Annotated in this window: 19 protein-coding genes, 1 tRNA gene and 1 pseudogene; 11 read left to right on the plus strand and 10 right to left on the minus strand. The window is 68.3% G+C overall.

Annotation, left to right across the window (positions count from 1 at the left end; all coding sequences use genetic code 11):
• The 6 genes and pseudogenes from C5B96_RS10435 to C5B96_RS10460 all read left to right on the plus strand — a co-directional run.
• Positions 1–708 (plus strand): annotated as a pseudogene (locus tag C5B96_RS10435) (hypothetical protein); the annotation flags it as partial.
• Positions 708–1,412, plus strand: a complete 705-nt coding sequence (locus C5B96_RS10440; RefSeq protein ID WP_104245309.1) for a GntR family transcriptional regulator — start codon at positions 708–710, stop codon at positions 1,410–1,412. The pseudogene C5B96_RS10435 and the gene C5B96_RS10440, both read left to right, overlap by 1 nt.
• A gap of 90 nt (positions 1,413–1,502) precedes the next feature.
• Positions 1,503–3,017 carry a 5-carboxymethyl-2-hydroxymuconate semialdehyde dehydrogenase gene (gene hpaE, locus C5B96_RS10445; RefSeq protein WP_104245310.1) on the plus strand — a complete coding sequence of 505 codons (1,515 nt, stop codon included), beginning with the start codon at positions 1,503–1,505 and terminating at the stop codon, positions 3,015–3,017.
• 41 nt (positions 3,018–3,058) lie between these two features.
• The gene (gene hpaD, locus C5B96_RS10450; protein ID WP_104245311.1) at positions 3,059–4,225 is read left to right on the plus strand and encodes a 3,4-dihydroxyphenylacetate 2,3-dioxygenase; all 1,167 of its coding nucleotides are present in this window, start codon (positions 3,059–3,061) and stop codon (positions 4,223–4,225) included.
• A gap of 26 nt (positions 4,226–4,251) precedes the next feature.
• Entirely contained in the window at positions 4,252–5,037 is a 786-nt protein-coding gene (locus tag C5B96_RS10455) for a fumarylacetoacetate hydrolase family protein (protein ID WP_104245312.1), read from the plus strand.
• Positions 5,022–5,822, plus strand: a complete 801-nt coding sequence (locus C5B96_RS10460) for an HpcH/HpaI aldolase/citrate lyase family protein (RefSeq protein ID WP_104245313.1) — start codon at positions 5,022–5,024, stop codon at positions 5,820–5,822. The genes C5B96_RS10455 and C5B96_RS10460 overlap by 16 nt, the downstream gene beginning before the upstream one ends.
• 18 nt (positions 5,823–5,840) lie before the next feature.
• Here C5B96_RS10460 and C5B96_RS10465 read toward each other — a convergent pair whose 3' ends face one another.
• Positions 5,841–6,638, minus strand: a complete 798-nt coding sequence (locus C5B96_RS10465) for an SDR family NAD(P)-dependent oxidoreductase (RefSeq protein ID WP_104245314.1) — start codon at positions 6,636–6,638, stop codon at positions 5,841–5,843.
• Positions 6,639–6,692: 54 nt separating this feature from the next.
• Between C5B96_RS10465 and C5B96_RS10470 the strand changes: the two genes are divergently transcribed.
• On the plus strand, positions 6,693–7,310 hold the full coding sequence (locus tag C5B96_RS10470; protein ID WP_104245315.1) for a TetR/AcrR family transcriptional regulator: 618 nt from the start codon (positions 6,693–6,695) through the stop codon (positions 7,308–7,310).
• A gap of 113 nt (positions 7,311–7,423) precedes the next feature.
• Here C5B96_RS10470 and C5B96_RS10475 read toward each other — a convergent pair.
• A tRNA-Tyr gene (locus tag C5B96_RS10475) sits at positions 7,424–7,505 on the minus strand.
• 143 nt (positions 7,506–7,648) lie between these two features.
• Here C5B96_RS10475 and C5B96_RS10480 point away from each other — a divergent pair.
• Entirely contained in the window at positions 7,649–8,665 is a 1,017-nt protein-coding gene (locus C5B96_RS10480; protein ID WP_104245316.1) for a LacI family DNA-binding transcriptional regulator, read from the plus strand.
• Between the two features lie 33 nt (positions 8,666–8,698).
• Here C5B96_RS10480 and C5B96_RS10485 read toward each other — a convergent pair whose 3' ends face one another.
• A complete protein-coding gene (locus C5B96_RS10485; protein WP_146078151.1) occupies positions 8,699–9,598 on the minus strand; it encodes a lytic transglycosylase domain-containing protein in 900 nt (299 codons plus the stop codon).
• 64 nt (positions 9,599–9,662) lie between these two features.
• Between C5B96_RS10485 and C5B96_RS10490 the strand changes: the two genes are divergently transcribed.
• Positions 9,663–10,151 (plus strand): YajQ family cyclic di-GMP-binding protein, encoded by a 489-nt coding sequence (locus tag C5B96_RS10490; protein ID WP_104245318.1) that lies wholly within the window; start codon positions 9,663–9,665, stop codon positions 10,149–10,151.
• Positions 10,152–10,237: 86 nt separating this feature from the next.
• Here C5B96_RS10490 and C5B96_RS10495 read toward each other — a convergent pair whose 3' ends face one another.
• The 6 genes from C5B96_RS10495 to C5B96_RS10520 form a co-directional block, all read right to left on the minus strand.
• On the minus strand, positions 10,238–10,999 hold the full coding sequence (locus tag C5B96_RS10495; protein ID WP_104245319.1) for an ABC transporter permease: 762 nt from the start codon (positions 10,997–10,999) through the stop codon (positions 10,238–10,240).
• Entirely contained in the window at positions 10,996–11,919 is a 924-nt protein-coding gene (locus C5B96_RS10500; RefSeq protein WP_104245320.1) for an ABC transporter ATP-binding protein, read from the minus strand. The genes C5B96_RS10495 and C5B96_RS10500 overlap by 4 nt, the downstream gene beginning before the upstream one ends.
• Entirely contained in the window at positions 11,916–12,278 is a 363-nt protein-coding gene (locus C5B96_RS10505) for a GntR family transcriptional regulator (protein WP_104245321.1), read from the minus strand. The genes C5B96_RS10500 and C5B96_RS10505 overlap by 4 nt, the downstream gene beginning before the upstream one ends.
• Positions 12,279–12,418: 140 nt before the next feature.
• Entirely contained in the window at positions 12,419–13,780 is a 1,362-nt protein-coding gene (locus C5B96_RS10510; RefSeq protein WP_104245322.1) for an FAD-dependent oxidoreductase, read from the minus strand.
• A 76-nt stretch (positions 13,781–13,856) separates the two neighbouring features.
• Positions 13,857–14,936, minus strand: coding sequence for a polyprenyl synthetase family protein (locus C5B96_RS10515; protein WP_104245325.1), 1,080 nt, complete (start codon positions 14,934–14,936; stop codon positions 13,857–13,859).
• A 17-nt stretch (positions 14,937–14,953) separates the two neighbouring features.
• Entirely contained in the window at positions 14,954–15,682 is a 729-nt protein-coding gene (locus C5B96_RS10520; RefSeq protein WP_233189129.1) for a class I SAM-dependent methyltransferase, read from the minus strand.
• A gap of 108 nt (positions 15,683–15,790) precedes the next feature.
• On the opposite strand from C5B96_RS10520, the gene C5B96_RS10525 reads away from it, so the two are divergent.
• Positions 15,791–16,762, plus strand: a complete 972-nt coding sequence (locus C5B96_RS10525) for an aldo/keto reductase (RefSeq protein WP_104245323.1) — start codon at positions 15,791–15,793, stop codon at positions 16,760–16,762.
• Positions 16,763–16,901: 139 nt separating this feature from the next.
• On the plus strand, positions 16,902–18,164 hold the full coding sequence (locus C5B96_RS10530; RefSeq protein WP_104245326.1) for an isochorismate synthase MenF: 1,263 nt from the start codon (positions 16,902–16,904) through the stop codon (positions 18,162–18,164).
• A 43-nt stretch (positions 18,165–18,207) separates the two neighbouring features.
• Here the strand turns inward: C5B96_RS10530 and C5B96_RS10535 are convergent, their stop codons facing one another.
• The gene (locus C5B96_RS10535) at positions 18,208–19,068 is read right to left on the minus strand and encodes a PPK2 family polyphosphate kinase (protein WP_369826464.1); all 861 of its coding nucleotides are present in this window, start codon (positions 19,066–19,068) and stop codon (positions 18,208–18,210) included.
• Positions 19,069–19,427 lie beyond the last annotated feature (359 nt).

Below are 19,427 nucleotides of genomic sequence, written 5' to 3' on the forward strand. Positions count from 1 at the left end.
CCCACACTCACCCCCACACTCACCCCCGCCCTTCGCGACAAGCTCTCCCGCGTCCCGGTCGCCGCCCTCAGCGGTCAGCTGCGGAAGCGCGGCCTCAACGACGTCACGATCGACGGCGTGCATGCCCTCACCCCGGGCAGTCGATTCGTCGGCACCGCCCGCACCCTGCGATTCGTTCCGCACCGCGAAGACCTCTTCGTCTCCCGCGGTGGCGGCTACAACGCCCAGAAACGCGCGTTCGACGCCGTCGAGGAGGGCGAGGTCATCGTCATCGAGGCGCGCGGGGAGAGAGGTTCGGGCACGCTCGGCGACATCCTCGCGATCCGCGCTCACGCCCGGAAGGCTGCCGCTATCGTGACCGACGGCGGTGTCCGCGACGCCGAAGCGGTTGCTGCGGTTGGAATCCCCGTCTTCACCGCGGGAGCGCACCCCGCGGTCCTCGGGCGCCGGCACGTGCCGTGGGAGACCGACGTCGCCGTCGGCTGCGGCGGCACCACCGTCGAACCCGGCGACATCCTCGTCGGCGACGGCGACGGCGTCATCGTCATCCCTCCGGCCCTCGCAGAAGAGGTCGTCGACGCCGCCCTCGCGCAGGAGGAGGAAGATGCATGGATCGCCCGTCAGGTGGCATCCGGTCACCCCATCGACGGCCTGTTCCCCTTGAACGCCGAATGGCGCGCACGCTTTGTGAACGAGAGACAGAACTGATGGACACCACGCCCACGGCGACCACACCGTCGCAGAACCAGAGCAAGTCACAGCAGGCGTACCACTGGATCAAGCACCGCATCGCCTCACAGGACTTCGCGCCGGGCTACCGCCTCGTACTGGGCACCATTGCGGGTGAACTCGACATGAGCGTCGTGCCAGTGCGCGAGGCGATCCGCCAGCTCGAGGCCGAGGGCCTCGTGATGTTCGAGCGCAACGTCGGTGCCCGAGTATCGATGGTCGACGACACCGCGTACCGCTTCAGCATGCAGGCGCTGAGCCTGCTGGAGGGGGCGGCGACAGCACTTTCGGCACGCGCGCTCACCACGAACGACGTGCGCCGCGCCCGCGAGGTCAACGAACTCATGATCGAGATACTCGAGCACTTCGATCCGCGTGCGTTCACCGCACTGAACCAGGAATTCCACGCCATCCTGTTCGCCAAGTGCGCCAACCCGCGCATGCTTGAGCTCGTGCAGGCTGAATGGGCCCGCCTCGGGCATCTGCGCGACTCCACCTTCAGTTTCGTGCCCGGCCGCGCTGCGGAGTCGGTGCGCGAACACGAGAACATGCTTGCACTCATCGAGACCGGCGCCCCGCTCGCCGAGATCGAAAAGGTGTCGCGCCGCCATCGCGCGGCCACCCTCGACGCCTACATGATCCACGAACACCCCGACCAGGCGCTTGGCCTGCTCGCTTTCTGATCTTCCGTGCCGTTCACCCCGCGCCCCAGCGACGTCGCTGACACAGACAGCTCGCAACCGGCATCCATCCCCTCCACCGAAGGAGCCCGCATGACCACCCCGCTCACCGCCACCCGCCGCGTCCCGGCCGACCTCCCGGAGCGCATCCAGCACTACATCGGTGGCCGTCTCGTCGACTCGGTCGACGGCGACACCTTCGATGTCCTCGACCCGGTCACAAACCAGACGTATCTCACGGCGGCCGCCGGCAAGAAGGCCGACATCGACCTCGCTGTCTCGGCCGCGCGAAAAGCCTTCACCGAAGGTCCCTGGCCACGCATGCTCCCCCGTGAGCGTTCCCGCGTGCTGCACCGCATCGCAGACCTCGTCGAGTCTCGCGACGAGCGCCTTGCGGAGCTGGAGTCGTTCGACTCGGGCCTGCCCATCACGCAGGCGCTCGGCCAGGCCCGCCGTGCAGCCGAGAACTTCCGTTTCTTCGCCGACCTCATCGTCGCTCAGACCGATGACGCCTTCAAGGTGCCGGGCCGACAGCTGAACTACGTCAACCGCAAGCCGATCGGCGTCGCGGGCCTGATCACGCCGTGGAACACGCCCTTCATGCTCGAGTCGTGGAAGCTCGGCCCCGCGATCGCCACGGGCAACACCGTCGTGCTCAAGCCGGCTGAGTTCACGCCCCTCTCGGCGTCCCTCTGGGCGGGGATCTTTGAGGAGGCAGGCCTGCCCGAGGGTGTCTTCAACCTCGTCAACGGTCTCGGCGAGGATGCCGGCGACGCGCTGGTGAAGCATCCTGACGTGCCACTCATCTCCTTCACCGGTGAGAGCAGCACCGGACAGCTCATCTTCGCGAACTCGGCGCCCTTCCTGAAAGGCCTCTCGATGGAGTTGGGCGGCAAGAGCCCCGCGATCGTCTTCGCCGATGCGGATCTGGATGTCGCGATCGACGCGACCATCTTCGGCGTATTCTCGCTCAACGGTGAGCGGTGCACCGCCGGCAGCCGCATCCTCGTCGAGCGCCCGGTGTACGACACGTTCGTCGAACGGTATGCGGCGCAGGCCGACCGTGTGAAAGTCGGCTACCCCGACGACCCCGAAACCGAAGTCGGCGCACTCGTGCACCCCGAGCACTACGACAAAGTCATGTCGTACGTCGAGCTGGGCAAGAACGAGGGACGTCTGGTCGCCGGCGGCGGACGCCCCGAAGGGTTCGACGAGGGCAACTTCGTCCGGCCCACGGTGTTCGCCGATGTCTCCCCCGACGCACGGATCTTTCAAGAGGAGATCTTCGGGCCCGTCGTCGCGATCACCCCCTTCGACACCGAGGAGGAAGCGCTCGCGCTTGCGAACGACACGAAGTACGGTCTGGCTGCGTACGTATGGACGAACGACTTGAAGCGCGCACACACCTTCGCCCAGAACGTCGAAGCGGGCATGGTCTGGCTGAACTCGAACAATGTCCGCGACCTGCGCACCCCCTTCGGCGGAGTGAAGGCTTCTGGCCTCGGACACGAGGGCGGCTACCGCTCAATCGACTTCTACACCGACCAGCAGGCCGTGCACATCACCCTCGGCGGTGCCCACAACCCCACCTTCGGCAAAGCCAGGTAATCCCCCCTGTTCATCCGATTCACACGCAAGGACGCGACTGCATGACGAAGCACACCGAAGAACAGAAGACCTCCTCGGGGTTCTGGGTGACCCAGGAGGCTCCCATCATCTCCGACGACCCGATCCCTCTGCCCTCCTCCCCCGCGCCCGACATACTGCGCTGCGCCTACATGGAGCTCGTGGTCACCGACCTCGAGGCATCCCGGGTCTTCTACGTCGAAGTGTTGGGCCTGCACGTCACCGAGGAGGACGACACGGCGATCTTCCTCCGTTCGACGGAGGAATTCATCCACCACAACCTCGTACTCCGCGCAGGCGACATCGCCGCGGTCGCCGCATTCTCGTACCGCGTTCGCTCGTCTGACGACCTCGACAAGGCAGTTGCGTTCTACACCGAGCTCGGCTGCGACGTGCGCCGCGAACCGAACGGCTTCACGAAGGGCATCGGCGACTCCGTGCGCGTCGTCGACCCCCTCGGCTTCCCCTACGAGTTCTTCTTCGACACCGAGCACCAGGAACGCCTCTCCTGGCGCTATGACCTGCACTCCCCCGGCGAGCTCGTGCGCCTGGACCACTTCAACCAGATCACCCCCGATGTTCCCCGCGCGGTGAACTTCATGCAGGCGCTCGGCTTTCGCGTGACCGAAGACATTCAGGACGAGGAAGGCACGGTCTACGCCGCGTGGATGCGTCGGAAGCCCACCGTGCACGACACCGCCATGACCGGCGGCGACGGCCCGCGCATGCACCACATCTGCTTCGCGACGCACGAGAAACACAACATCCTCGCCATCTGCGACAAGCTCGGCGCCCTCCGCCGGTCGGATGCCATCGAGCGCGGCCCCGGCCGCCACGGCGTCTCGAACGCGTTCTACCTGTACCTGCGCGACCCCGACGGCCACCGCATCGAGATCTATACCCAGGACTACTACACCGGCGACCCCGACAACCCCGTCATCACCTGGGATGTGCACGACAACCAGCGACGCGACTGGTGGGGCAACCCCGTGGTCCCCAGCTGGTACACCGAGGGCTCGCTCGTGCTCGACCTCGACGGCACCCCACAGCCGGTCCGTGCCCGCGAGGACTCCAGCGAGATGGCCGTGACGATCGGCGCCGACGGCTTCAGCTACACGCGCGCGCCCGAAGCTGCCGGAGCCGCAGCATCCGGTCCCTCTGGCGAGTTCAAGCTCGGCAACCAGCTCTGATCCTGCACGGCCAACGAAAGAGACAGATGCTCACCGACGAACAGATCGACTCGATAGCGGCAGAGCTCGCCGAAGCCGACCGCACTCACTCTGTGATACCGCGAATCACGCAGAGATTTCCGGATGCCACGATCGAGGACTCGTACCGGATCCAGGGCCGCTGGCGCGACACTCAGCTCAGCGCTGGTCGCGCGCTCGTGGGGCGCAAGATCGGCCTGACCTCGAAAGCCATGCAAGAAGCGACCGGTATCACCGAACCCGACTACGGCGTGATGTTCGACGACACCGTCTACCGCTCGGGAGCCGAGATCCCGGTCGCACACTTCTCGAACGTGCGTGTCGAGGTCGAGCTCGCCTTCGTCTTGAAGGCTCCGCTCGAGGGCCCCGACTGCACACTCGATCAGGCCCTCGCTGCAATCGACTACGCCGTCCCTGCGCTGGAGGTGCTCAATTCCCACATCGAACTCGAAGGTCGTACGATCGTCGACACCATCAGCGACAACGCCGCCTACGGAGCAATGGTCCTCGGAGACATCCACAAGCGCCCCGCCGAGATCGACCTGCGCTGGGTCCCGGGCGTGCTGAGCCGCAACGGCGGAATCGAAGAGACCGGCGTCGCGGCCGGCGTCCTCGGTCACCCCGCGACCGGCGTCGCCTGGCTCGCAAACAAGTTCCACCAGCACGGTGCGCGTCTGGAGGCGGGAGAGATCATCCTGGCAGGATCGTTCACCCGCCCGATGTGGGTGTCACAGGGTGACGACGTGCTCTGCGACTATGGACCGATGGGAACGATCTCGTGCCGCTTCGTCTGATCCCGACCTTTCGCGACGCCCTCGCAGCATCCGATCGTCCGCTCGTCGGCATGTGGGTATGCTCGGGCAGCCCCGTCGCCGCCGAGATCGTCGCCGGCTCCGGCATCGACTGGCTGCTGCTCGACATGGAGCACTCGGCCACCTCGCTCGAGACCGTACTCACCCTGCTCCAGGTGATCTCCGCCTACCCGGTGACTCCGGTCGTGCGGGTGCCGGCGAACGACCCGGTCGTGATCAAGCAGGTACTCGACCTCGGCGCGCAGAACATCATCGTGCCGATGGTGTCGTCAGCCGACGAAGCGCGTGACGCCGTCGCCGCCACCCGGTATCCGCCGGAGGGGATCCGCGGTGTCGGCAGCGCCCTGGCCCGTAGCGCCCGCTGGAACCGCGTCGACGGCTACCTCACCGACGCCGCTGACCATGTCTCACTGACCGTGCAGATCGAGACGACCGCCGGGGTTGCGAACGCCGCCCAGATCGCTGGAGTCGAAGGAATCGACGCCGTCTTCGTCGGCCCCGCCGATCTGTCGGCATCCATGGGTCTGCTCGGTCAACAGTCGCATCCCGCCGTCGTCGCCGCAGTTCACCGTGTGTTCGCTGCGGCTCGGGACGCCGGTACCCCGGTCGGCACGAACGCCTTCGACCCCGCGGTGGCAGACGCCTACCTCGACGCCGGTGCCGACTTCATCGCGGTCGGCGCCGATGTCGCATTGCTGGCGCGGTCATCGGAGGCCCTCGCGGCCAGATTCATCGGAACTCACGCCGAGAGGCGCGAAAGCTACTGAGCGATCCGGTTGACTCCGTCAGCCGACCCGGGTGTTGGCGATGCCGCCGTCGACGTCGAGCACCGAGCCGTGCATGAAGGATGCCTCCTCCGAGGCCAGGTGACGCACAGCGAAGGCGATGTCGACCGGGCGTACCGGGCGCCCAGCGACGGTACCGGTGGTCATCGCGGCGATGACCTCTGCGCTGTCGGCGTTGCCGGGTGTGCTCGTGACGCCGGGTGCGACAGTGTTCACGTTGATGCCGCTCGGCCCGAACTCCGCCGCCCAGGTGCGGGTCATCTGCTCGATCGCCGCCTTCGACGCGGTGTACATCGCGCCGAAGGGCACCCCCACCCGCGACATCCATGAGCCGATGTTGACGACCGCACCCGAGCCCTCCGCGGCCATCAGCGGGGCGATCTCGGCGACGAGCACGTGCGGCGCTCGCACGTTGGTCGCCAGAACCGCGTCGAGGTCGGCATCGCTGAGTGCGGCCGTTGCCGTCGCCGGGTAGATGCCCGCATTGTTGACCAGAATGTCGACCCGCCCGCCGAGCACGGCGGTCGCCTCACGCGCGAACGCGCGGAGCTCCGCGTAGCCGCCTGCGAGGTCGACGGTCACGACGTGGGCCGCCCCGCCGCTCGCGATGATGCGGTCGGCGACCGCCTGGGCCCGCGGCGCGTCGCGGCCGCTCACGACGACGGTGGCACCGGATGCTGCGAGCACCCGGGCGATCGCCTCACCGATCCCGCTACTGGAACCGGTGACGATCGCGGTGCGCCCGGCGAGGCGCGAATCGGTGGGGAGGCTGTCAAGGACTTCTTCATTGGACTTCATGGTCCATTCCTACCACGGGTTGGACCGAAAGGTCCATTCGGCTACACTGGGCACATGGAACAGGCGAAGATCACCGAGCGCGGGCGACTGACCCGGCAACGGATCATCGAGGCCACTGGGGAACAGATTCTCGCCTCGGGAATAGGCGGCACCACGCTCGACACGGTGCGTGCGGCGACTCTGACCAGCAAGAGCCAGCTGTTCCACTACTTCCCGGGTGGCAAGAACGAACTCGTCAGCGAAGTCGCGGCCTGGGAGGGCCGGCAGCTGCTCGACGCGCAGGAGCCCGAGATCCACGACCTCGGGTCGTGGGAGTCCTGGGAACGCTGGCGCGCCGGCCTCGTGCATTACTACATCGCCCGAGGTCGCTGGGCCTGCCCCATCGGTTCCCTCGCCACGCAAGCAGCCATGACCGATCCAGAACTCGAGAGCACCATAGCCGCGAGCATGCGCGCCTGGCGCGACATGCTGGCCGACGGGGTGCGCAAACTGCAGCAGGCGAACACCGTTGATGCGACGGCCGACCCGCAGAGAATCGCAACGGTGATCCTCGCCGCGATCCAGGGCGGCCTCATCCTCAGTCAGCCCGAACGTTCGGCGTGGCCGCTCGAAGCCGCGCTCGACAACGCCCTCGCCCCCCTCCACCTGGTGTCGACCTCCCGCACACCGTAGCGCCGCGGCGCGAGGCCCTCAGCCCCACGCGGCGAAGACTGCCGCGCCGGCGCCCTCGACGGCGCCCGAACAGAAGAGCCCCGGGATCACGTGGATCCCGGGGCTCTTTCCGGTGGCAAGTGAGGGATTCGAACCCCCGAAGGCTCAGCCGTCTGATTTACAGTCAGATCCCTTTGGCCGCTAGGGTAACTTGCCGAGGCGCACCCGACCACGTTCTGCAACACAACCGAAGGCGCTCGCACAAGAATACTCACTCGGTGCTCTGCGGCGAAATCGGCAGCGCTAAACTTCTGTGATCACCGGTGCCCTCGTGCGGAGGCACCCCCAGCGAGGACGCTATGCCAGGAATCGATGCTGTTGCAGCGCTTGCTGGCGTCTCCACGGCGACCGTCTCCCGCGCCCTGAGCGGCAACGGGCACGTCTCGCCCACCACGCGGGTGCGCGTCCACGAGGCCGCCCGCACGCTCGGCTACGTCGTGTCGTCGCCGGCGTCGAGCCTCGCCAGCGGCCGAACGAAGAACGTCGGCGTCGTGGTGCCGTTCCTCAGCCGCTGGTTCTACTCCTCAGTGCTTGAGGGCGCGGGTTCCGCGCTGCTGCAGAACGGCTACGACCTGACCCTCTACGGCCTGACCGGCGGGGCCGACGAGCGCAGCAGCGTCTTCGAACACTTCCTGCTGCGCAAGCGAGTGGATGCCGTGCTCGCCCTGACGATCGAACTCACCACCGGCGAACTGCAGTCACTGCTCGACCTCAAGAAGCCGATCGTGGGCATCGGTGGGCCGCTGGCCGGTGTGCAGACCCTCAGCATCGACGACGTCGGCGTGGCCCTGCTCGCGACGGAGCACCTGCTCTCGCTCGGGCACCGGCGGGTCGGGATGATCGGGGGCGAGTCGGGCTTCGAACTCGACTTCCACCTCCCCACCAACCGCCGGGCCGGGTACGAGCGCGCCCTGCGGTCGGCGGGGGTCGTGCCAGACCCGCGCCTCTTCATGCCGGCGGATTTCACGATCCGCGGTGGGTACGAGGCGGCGACGGCGCTGCTGGCCGATCCGGAGAGGCGGCCGACCGCCCTGTTCGCGGCCTCGGACGAGATGGCGATCGGCAGCATCCTGGCCGCCCGCGACCTGGGTCTGAGCGTGCCGGGAGACGTCTCGATCATCGGCATCGACGGCCACGAGCACTCCGAGTTCTTCGGCCTGACGACCGTCGCGCAGTTCCCCGAACGCCAGGGTGCGCACGCGGTCGAGATGCTCATGGACCAGCTGCACCCCGGGCGGCGCGACCCGACGCCCACGAACATCCCGCTCCCCGTCGAGCTCATCGCCAGAACGTCCACCGCTCCCCCACGAACCTAGCCCGCAGCCGCAGCCGCAGGCATGGGCGCAGCCTCAGCCCGCAGCATCCGTCCGGGCCGCTGTCACCGCGAAGGTGTTCGCCGCCGTCGACACCTTCAGCGCGTAGGGCGTCGCGCTGTTGTAGGCGGCGATGGCCCGCTCCCAGCCGGCCAGTGTGCTCAGGTCGCCGCCGGCGTGGCAGAGGTAGTTCGCGGTGGCGAGCACGGAGTCGTCGAAGTTCTGCGGGTCTGCCACGCCGTCACCGCTGCCGTCGGTGCCCCAGTTGCGCCACGCCTCGGGAATCAGCTGCAGGGGGCCGACCGCGCGGTCGATGCTCGCGTCACCGTCGATGGCCCCGCCGTCGCTGTCGGGGATGTTGTCGACCCCGACCCCGTCGAGCGCGATTCCGTAGATGGGTGGCGAGACCGTGCCGTCGTCGGCGATGCTGCTGCCTCCGTGCGTGCCGTTCCCGCTCTCGACCGAACCCACTGCGGCGAGCGTGTTCCAGCCGAGGTGGCAGGTCGGGTTCTCGGTCTGCTTGGCGAGCGCGACACCGGCGTACGACTGGATTGCGCGCACGCTCACGTTGGTCGCCGCCGCCATGCGGGTCGCCCACGCGACATTCGTGTTCCCCGCGAGTCCGGGCAGCCGGCCGACCGCTCCCGGGTCGGCGGCGACCGCGGTCGACAGCGGCGGAAGCTCGACGGTGGCCGGGGCATCCGGAGCCTGCTCGGCCTGCCGCAGCGCCTCGCCGAGCGGCCCCGCCGCGAAGACACCCGCCACGAGCAGGCCGACCACGGCCAGGGCGGCGAGGCCGACCACGATCGTGCGCCTGGAACGCCGGCTCTGGATGCCGCGGCCCCCCGGCCGCGTCGTCCGCCGCTTCGCCCGCCGCTTCGCCGGCCGCGCCACCCCCCGCGGCACCCGCCGCTTCGCCTGCCGTCGTCTCGCCACTCCCCGACCCTACCGACGCCCCGCTGGAAGACGCCCGCGAGCGCCTCCGCGGTAGAATCACCGCATGGCAGATTCAAGTTTTGACATCGTGAGCAAGGTCGACAAGATGGAGGCCGACAACGCCCTGCACCAGGCGCAGAAGGAGGTCGAGTCGCGCTATGACTTCAAGAACATCGGCGCCTCGATCGACTGGAGCGGCGAGAAGGTGCTGATGAAGGCCAACTCCGAAGAGCGGGTCAAGGCGATTCTCGAGGTGTTCGAGCAGAAGCTCATCAAGCGCGGCATCAGCCTGCGCAGTCTCGACGCCGGCGAACCCTTCCCGAGCGGCAAGGAGTACCGCATCGAGGCGACGCTGAAGAACGGCATCGAGCAGGATGCGGCGAAGAAGATCTCGAAGCTCATCCGCGACGAGTCGCCGAAGAGCGTCAAGAGCCAGATCCAGGGCGACGAGCTGCGCGTCTCGTCGAAGAGCCGTGACGACCTGCAGGGCGTGATGGCGTTGCTGAAGGGCGCCGACCTCGACGTCGCCGTGCAGTTCGTCAACTTCCGCTGACTCCCCGCCCTGCTCGTCGGGCCGGCGCCCGGTGAGTGAGGCCGGCCGCTGGGCGGTCGACCTCACCCGGTGCGGGCTGCCGGCCGCTAGGCGGTCGGCGTCGCCCGGCGCAGCACGACATAGCCGACCAGGGCCGCGAGCGCGGTCACGACGAGCGACCACGCTGTGACTCCGAACGCCCCGGTGGCGATGAACCACTCGTAGACGGCCGGCCAGCTGTTCGTGAACGTCGCGAGCGCGGCCAGCCCGAGGCCGAGCACCCCCACCGCGACCCAGAAGACGATCATGCCGTTCGCACGCCAGCGCAGGTAGACGATGGCCACGGCCGCCCCGACGAAGAAGAAGAACAGGAACAGCAGCAGAATCTGCACGAACCGCTCGATCGGGCTGCCCGTGCCGTACCAGACCGCCGTGAACAGGTGCCCGCCGAGGCCCCAGCCGCCGGTCGCCTCTTCGATCAGGCTGAGCGCGGTGATCACGACGGCGTAGAACGCCGACAGCACCGCGAAGAGCAGGGCGGTGCCGAGAAAGAAGTCCCGGCGGGTGACGCTGAAGCCCAGCGCGAAGGGGAAGGTGCGGGTGATCGCCTGCACCGCCACCACCATCATGTAGACGAAGATGTAGAAGATCGCCCCGCTGAACTGCGTGCCCTCCATGGCATCTGCCCGGTCGTCCGCGCCGACGGAGCGCACGATGAGCAGCCACACGATCCAGTTGGCCGCCCAGATGAGCGCCAGAACGACGAGCGGTGTACCGATGGTCGTCCACCTGTTCGTGAGGTGCAGCCGCAGCACCGGTACGACTCGCGACGGCCTCGTGCCACTGGGTGTGTCGACTGTGGTTGTCATCGTTCCTCCTCCTGTCGATTGGTCTTCGCGCCCTCACCCGAGAGCGCCACGACGAGCTGCTGCAGAGAGACCGGCGTCACGTCGAGTCCCGCTTCGAGTGCTTCGCGGCGCTCGGCGGACGAGAGCCTGCCGATCGTGACCTGCGCGAGCGAGCCGAGCGACTGCCGGTGCAGGATGTCGCGGCCGGCCGTGAACGCGTCGACGGCCGACGCCGTGCCCGCCAGTGTCGTCGCCGACCCGCGCAACTCTTCGGCATCCGCGTCGAGCAGAATGCGACCCTCATCTATGACGATCACGTGCTCGAGCATGTTCTGCACCTCGTCGATCAGGTGCGTCGACAGAATGACGGTTCGCGGATGCTCGGCGAAATCTTCGAGCAGCCGGTCGTAGAACAGCTGCCGCGCCACCGCGTCGAGCCCGAGGTACGGCTCGTCGAAGAAGGTCAGCGGAGCCCGCGACGCGAGCCCCACGATCACGCCGAGCGACGACAGCTGCCCGCGTGAGAGCTTCTTGATGCGCCGGTTCACCGGCAGGCGGAAGTCGGCGATGAGACGGTCGGCGAAGGCCTGGTCCCAGTTGTCGAAGAAAAGCGGGGCATTCCGGAAGACGTGCTTCGGCCTGAAGTCTTCGGGGTACTTCTGGCTCTCCTTGATGAAGCAGAGCTGCTGCAGCACCCGGGCATTCTCGACCGGGCTGTGGCCGAAGACGCTGACCGAACCGGCAGAGCCGAAGTCCTGACCGGTGAGCAGCTGCATCAGCGTGGTCTTGCCCGCGCCGTTCCGGCCGAGGAGGCCATGGATGCGGCCCGGCTCGATCGTGATCGAGACGTCGTTCACGGCCGTGACGTCGCCGTAGCGTTTGGTGAGATGAGAGGTCTCGACGACAGCATCCGTCGACACCGCGGGGAGGGTGGCGATCATGAGCCTGCCTCCTCCTTTCGGATCAGTTCTGCGAGGTGGTGGGTGCTGATGCCGAGCTTGGCGGCCTCAGCGATCAGCGGGCGCAGGTAGTCTGCGCTGAACTCGGCACGGCGGCGGGCGAGCAGCTGCTCGCGGGCTCCGGAGGCGACGAACATCCCGATGCCGCGACGCTTGTAGAGCACGCCGTTCTCGACCAGGAGGTTCACACCCTTCCCCGCCGTCGCCGGGTTGATGCGGTGAAAGGCAGCGAACTCGTTCGTCGAGGGAACCTGCCCCTCTTCGGGCAGCACGCCGTCGATGATGTCGTTCTCGATCTGTTCGGCGATCTGCACGAAGATCGGCCTGCCGTCTTCGATCACAGTGCCTCCCTCCGTTCGGCTTCCTTGGTTAGTTACTACAGTAGTTAACCAACCACGCTCGGCCCGGCCTGTCAAGAGGGCGCACGAAAAAAGGGCCCGCCGGGGAGGCGGGCCCTTATTCAGGAGAGTGAATGCGGCGGCTACGCCACCGGCTGCTGGTTCGAGACGGCCACCATCTCGTCGCGCTCGACGACCTTGATGCGGGTGCGGCCCGCGGCCTCGCCGAGCCCGAGCTCGTACTGGTCGAGGTAGTGCCAGCCGTCGACGGTCGTGTAGATCACGCCGCGCGACTCGAGCAGTTCGACGACCGACGCTTCATCGGGCGAAGCGGGGCTCCACCAGTTGGCCTGGTCGCGCACGACGTGGCTGAGCGTCTCCATCGCGTCGCTCTTGGTGTGGCCGATCAGGCCGACAGGGCCGCGCTTGATCCAGCCGGTGGCGTAGACGCCCGGGATGACGGCGTCGTGGTCGTCGAGCACCTGGCCCTCCCGGTTCGGGATGACGCCGTGCAGTGAGTCGAAGGGCACGTCGTCGAGCGGCGAGCCGAAGTAGCCGACCGCGCGGTAGAGCGCCTGGATCGGCAGCTCGCGGAACTCACCGGTTCCCACCACACCGCCCGCGGCATCCGGAGCCGTGCGCTCGTACCGCAGACCGGTGACGGCGCCGTCAGCGCCCAGCACCTCGACGGGTCGCGCGTAGAAGTGCAGGTGCAGGCGCCGCGACGCCGTTCCGGCCGGGCGGGTGCGCCACTGGTTCATCACGCGGTTGATGACCATGACCTGCTTGTTCGAGGCGATGGCGGCCTCTGATGCGGGGTCGAGGTCGAAGTCTTCGTCGTACACCACGATGTCGACGTCGTTCACCTCGCCGAGCTCGCGCAGTTCGAGCGGGGTGAACTTGACCTGCGCTGGGCCGCGGCGGCCGAAGACGTGCACGTCGGTGACCGGCGAGGCCTTCAGCCCCTCGTAGACGTTCGACGGAATCTCGGTGACGAGCAGGTCGTCGGCGTGCTTGGAGAGGATGCGCGCGACGTCGAGCGCCACGTTGCCGTTGCCGAGCACCGCGACCTCACGGGCGTTCAGCGGCCAGGTGCGCGGCACGTCGGGGTGCCCGTCGAACCAGCTCACGAACTCGGCCGCGCCGTACGACCCGTCGAGGTCGATGCCCGGGATGTCGAGCTCGGCGTCTTTGACGGCGCCGGTCGCGAAGATGACGGCGTTGTAGTGCTTCTTCAGGTCGTCGAGGGTGAGGTCGACGCCGTAGCGCACGTTGCCGAAGAAGCGGATGTCGCCGCGGTCGAGCACCTCGCGGAGGGCCCCGATGATGCCCTTGATGCGAGGGTGATCGGGGGCGACGCCGTACCGCACCAGGCCGTAGGGTGCGGGCAGGTGGTCGAACAGGTCGATCGAGACGTCGAATGCGCGTTCTGCCTTGATGAGCAGGTCAGCGGCGTAGATGCCGGCCGGCCCTGCGCCGACGATGGCCAGGCGGAGCTTGGTCATGGGGTGATTCCTTACGTTGTGAGGGGCTGCGGCCTCGCACCGAGCGAGCCGCCGCCGGGGTATTCGGAGCCGGAGGTCAGTTCGAGCGCTCGACCATGGTGTCGGCGAAGCGGATCAGGGTCTTCTTGACGGTGCCCTCGGGCAGCGGGTCGAGCGCCGCGACCGCGTCGGCGGCCCAGCGGCGCGATTCGACGACCGTCTGCCCGGTGACCGGATGCGACCGCAGCTCGGCGATCAGCTCGTCGACCTCGGCGGGCGGTGTCACGGCGATCACCTCGGGGTCGAGGCGCCGCAGCAGCTCGGCGGCCGACGGGTCGGTCGCGGCATCCCTGCGCAGGTAGAGCAGCGGCAGCGTCACAACGCCGGCGCGAATGTCGGTGCCGGCCGTCTTGCCGGTCGCGTCGCTCGGCGGAGCGAGGTCGATCACATCGTCGACGAGCTGGAAGGCGATGCCGATCTTCTCGCCGAAGTCGAACACGGGCTGCTCGTACTCGCTGGGTGCCCGCGAGACGAGGATGCCCAGCTGCGCAGAGGCGGCGATGAGCGAGCCGGTCTTGTCGGCGAGCACCTGCAGGTAGTGGGCGACCTGGTCTTCGCCCTCCCGCGGGCCGACGGTCTCGTGCAGCTGGCCGAGGCAGAGCCGCTCGAACGTGTCGGCCTGCAGCCGGATGGCCCGCTCCCCGAGAATGGAGAGCAGCTTCGAGGCCCGGGCGAACAGCAGGTCGCCCGTGAGAATCGCGATGGAGTTGCTCCACACGGTGTGAGCCGTGGGCACGCCGCGACGCTGCTCGGCCTCATCCATCACGTCGTCGTGGTAGAGCGAGGCGAGGTGGATGAGCTCGATGGAGGTCGCGGCGGTCACCACGTCGTCGGTCACGCCCTCGCCGAGCTGGGCCGTCAGGAACGCCAGCAGCGGTCGAACGCGCTTGCCGCCGGCGTCGAGCAGGTAGCGCGCAGAGACCTCGGCCATCCCGTCGTGGAAGACGGTCTCGGCCACCAGGCGGTCTTCGAGCTGTTCGATGCCGCCCTCGACGGCCTTCGCGGCCCGCCGGTCGTCCCCCGTCGAGAAGAGCCGCTCGGCGAGGGTGAAGGGAGAGGAGGCGGAGGAACTGCGGCGGGCGGTCTTGCCCGCAGTGGAGGCCCCGGCGACGTTCAGGGGCCAGTTGGCCTTGTTCACGAGGTCAAGCCTACTGAGGGGGTGCGGGGTTTCGTGCCCCTGTGCAGGGCGACGATGCCGAACGTGAGGTTGCGGTAGCCCACATTCATGAACCCGGCCTCGCTCAGCCAGCCGCTCAGCGTCTTCTGGTTCGGCCACGCCTCGATCGAGTCGGCGAGGTAGGTGTAGGCATCGGCGTTCGAGCTGGCGACCTTGGCGATCGCGGGCATGAAGCGCTGCAGGTAGGCCGAGTACCCGAACTTCACGATGCGGGCCGGCGGCGTGCTGAACTCGCAGATGACGATGCGGCCGCCGGGCTTGGTCACCCGGTACAGCTCGGCCAGCGCGGTGCGCGGCTCGACGATGTTGCGGAGGCCGAACGAGATCGTGACGGCGTCGAACTCGTCGTCGGCGAACGGCAGGTCCATCCCGTCGGCGACGAGGAACTCGATGTTCGGGTTGCCGGCCTGCTGCTTCTTGCCGACCTCGATCATGCCGGGCGAGAAGTCGGCGGCGACGACCTTCGCGCCACCGGCGGCCAGGCTCGCGCTCGACGTGCCGGTGCCGGCCGCGAGGTCGAGGATGCGCTCACCGCGCTTGGGCGCGACGGCCTTGGTCGTGGCGACGCGCCAGAGCAGGGCGTTGCCGACCGAGAGCACGTTGTTCGTGCGGTCGTAGTGGGTCGACACATCGTCGAACATCGCAGATACCTGCGCGGGTTGCTTGCTGAGGTCGGCCTTGGACACCCCCTCAGTTTACGGTGCCTGCCGTCAGCACTCGGCAAAGGCTCAGGATGCGCACAGCGCCCAGCACAACCCGTTGCGGCGAGCGCCTACGAGAGCAGACTGGAAGGTATGGAATACACACACCTCGGCCGTTCCGGCCTGACCGTCTCCCGTCTCTGCCTAGGCACCATGAACTTCGGCCCCGAGACGTCGGAGGCCGATTCGTTCAGCATCATGGACTCGGCCCTCGACAACGGGATCAACTTCTTCGACACCGCGAACGGCTACGGCGGCTCGCTCGGCCGCGGGGCCACCGAAGAGATCATCGGTCGCTGGTTCGCGAAGGGCGGCGGCCGCCGCGAGAAGGTCGTGCTCGCAACGAAGCTGTACGCCAACATGACCGAATGGCCGAACGACACGAAACTGTCGGCCCGCAACATCCGCATGTCGCTCGATGCCAGCCTTGCGCGTCTCGGGACCGACTACATCGACCTCTACCAGTTCCACCACATCGACCGCGACACCCCGTGGGACGAGATCTGGCAGGCGATGGAGGTCGCCGTGACGGCGGGCAAGATCGTCTACAACGGGTCGAGCAACTTCGCCGGCTGGCACATCGCGACGGCCCAGGAGGCCGCCCGCAGGCGCAACTTCACGGGCCTCGTCAGCGAGCAGTCGATCTACAACCTGCTGACGCGCGACATCGAGCTCGAGGTGATTCCGTCGGCGCAGGCGAACGGCCTCGGCATCATCCCGTGGTCGCCGCTGCAGGGCGGCCTGCTCGGCGGCGTCATCGGCAAGGAGAGGAACGGCAAGCGTCGCCTCGAGGGGCGAGCCGCAGCGGCCCTCGACACCCACCGCGAGGCGATCGAGCAGTACGAAGCCTTCGCTGCCGAACTCGGCCATGAGCCGGGAGACGTCGGCCTGGCCTGGCTGCTGCACCAGCCCGCGGTCACCGCGCCGATCATCGGCCCGCGCACGCAGGAGCAGCTGGATGCCGGGCTGCGCGCCCTCGACGTGAAACTCGACGCGGCGGCACTCGCCCGGCTCGACGAGATCTTCCCGGGCACGAAGACGGCCCCCGAGCAGTACGCCTGGTAGAGGGACCGGGGGCGGCAGCGCGGCGGCGCGAGCGTACGCTGAAGGGGTGACCGATTCCCTCGTTGCAGCCCCCGAAGCCGCCGACTCCCCCGCCGTTCCCCGACTGCACGTCGAGACGTTCCCTGTCGGCGACATCCGGATGCTCGTGCCGCTGCTCGACGCACGGCACCCGTTGCTCTGGATCCGCAAGGGCCAGGGCATGGCGGGCCTGGGCGAGGCACTCCGGCTCGAGTTCAGCGGCCCGACGCGCTTCCGCGACGCCTGCCATGCATGGCGCGAGGTCGCCGCGGCCGCGACGGTCGTCGACCCGGTCGGCACACCCGGCACCGGCCTGATCGCCTTCGGGGCGTTCTCGTTCTCGGGGGGATCGGGCCACTCCAGCGTGCTGATCGTTCCGCGGCTCGTGGTGGGCAAGCGCGACGGGGTGTTCTGGGTGACGCGGGTGACGGTGCTGGCCGACGGCGAGACCGCGCCCGGCGAGACGGCTCCCGGCGAGTCCGCGCCCGGCGGGGCGGCTCCCGACGGGCACGCGCCCGGCGCGCATCCGGCGCCCGTGGTGCCGGCAGCCACCCCGTTCGGCGCCGAGTACCGCATCTCGCTGCTGCCGGGGGCGGCCAAGCCCGACACCTACCGGGCCGCAGTCGAAGAGGCGGTCTCGCGCATCCACCACGGCGACCTCGAGAAGGTGGTGCTCGCCCGCGACCTCGTGGGGCACCTGCCCGACGACTCCGACCTCCGCCGGGTCATCTTCGATCTCGCGCTCGGCTACCCCGACTGCTGGACGTTCGCGGTCGACGGCCTGATCGGCTCCAGCCCGGAGACACTCGTTCGGGTCGACCACGGAACCGTGTCTGCCCGCGTGCTCGCCGGCACGATCTCCCGCGGCCGTGACGCAGAGGCCGACCACGACCAGGCCGTCGCCCTCGCCACGAGTGCGAAAGACCTCGACGAGCATCGCTTCGCCGTCGCCAGCGTGATGACGGCGCTGGCACCCCATTCGAAGACCGTGATCGCGAGCGAGATCCCGTTCACGCTGAAGCTGCCGAACCTCTGGCACCTCGCGAGCGACGTCGAGGGCGCTCTGAGCGACGGCAGCACCTCGCTCGACCTGATCGCCTCGCTGCACCCGACCGCGGCCGTGGCCGGTACACCGACTCTGGATGCCCTCAACCTCATCGAGCGGCTCGAACCGTTCGATCGTGGCCGCTACGCGGGGCCGGTCGGGTGGGTCGGGGCCGACGGTGACGGTGAGTGGGCGGTCGCGCTCCGCTGCGCCCAGGTGAGCGAAGACGGGGACATCACGGCGTATGCCGGGGCTGGCATCGTCTCCGAGTCGGAGCCCGAGCACGAGTTCCTCGAGACGAAGATGAAGTTCCGGCCGATGGTGGAGGCCTTCGGCTAGGGCGTTCGGCTAGCCGGCGGCCTTGCCTGCACCGGGCGTTCAGCTAGCTCGCGGCCAGGCGCGCCTTCTCGACCTCGACGTCGTAGTCCGCAGGCGGCCAGCCCTGGTGCAGGTTCTGCAGGGCATCCAGAACCAGGTGCTGCACAGCCAGCCGCGCGTACCACTTGTGGTCGGCGGGAACGACGTACCAGGGTGCGTGCTCGGTCGACGTGCGGTCGAAGACGAGCTGGTACGCGTCGTGGTACTGGTTCCAGAGCAGGCGCGAGTCGATGTCGTTCGGGTTGTACTTCCAGTGCTTGTCGGGGCGTTCGAGGCGGGCGCCGAGCCGCGCCTTCTGCTCGTCGGGACTGATGTTCAGAAAGACCTTGATGACGGTCGTGCCCTGGTCGACGAGCTCGCGCTCGAAGTCGTTGATGGTGCTGTAGCGGGCGTCGATCTCCTCGGGGCTCGCGAGATTCAGCACCCGGCCGGCGAGCACATCCTCGTAGTGCGAACGGTCGAAGACGCCGATCTGGCCGGCCGCGGGCAGGCGTTTGCGAATGCGCCAGAGAAAGTCGTGGCTGAGCTCCTCCTCGGTCGGCTTCTTGAACGAGGCGTGTGTGACCCCGCCGGGATCGACCGACCCGACCACGTGGCGCACGATGCCGCCCTTGCCGGAGGAGTCCATGCCCTGCAGCACGAGCAGCAGGGATCGGTGCTGCTCGGGGCCGTCGAACAGGCTGTTGGCGAAGAGCTTCTCCTGCAGGATGTCGACCTCGGCGGCGCCGGTGGCGAGGTCGCGCTCGCCGTCGGCCTTCCGTCCGTCGTAGGCGTGGGTGGCGCCCGTGTCGGCGTCGGCGAGGCGGAAGCCGGCGCCCACGCGCAGCAGGCCGGAGGGGTCGCCGCTCCACGCGGTGTGCGGGATGCGCGTGCCTTCGGTGTCGCGGTCGGCGCCGGCGCCCTGGGCCTCCGTGGCGGCGCTCTTCGCGTGCTTCGCTTTCGCATGCTTCGCCTTCGCCTCGGCGGCCTTCGCCTTCGCGTCCTTCGCCTTCACATCTTTGGCCCTCGTCTTGGCTTTGCTCTTCTTGTCGGCCACGTCGCCCACCTTCCGCTGATGTTGTCGCGCACCCGCTCGGCGCCACGCCCACCCCTCACCCTAAGCCGCGCCCGTCACATCGAGTGGGCAGAAACGTCCCTAAAACTCGCGTTTTAGGGCCCGAACTGCCCACTCGATGGGGTGGGGGTGCACGGAGGCGGGGGCGGAACCCGGCTGTGCCGTGATAG

The sequence above is a fragment of the Subtercola sp. Z020 genome, assembly GCF_002931235.1.
GTDB lineage: Bacteria > Actinomycetota > Actinomycetes > Actinomycetales > Microbacteriaceae > Subtercola.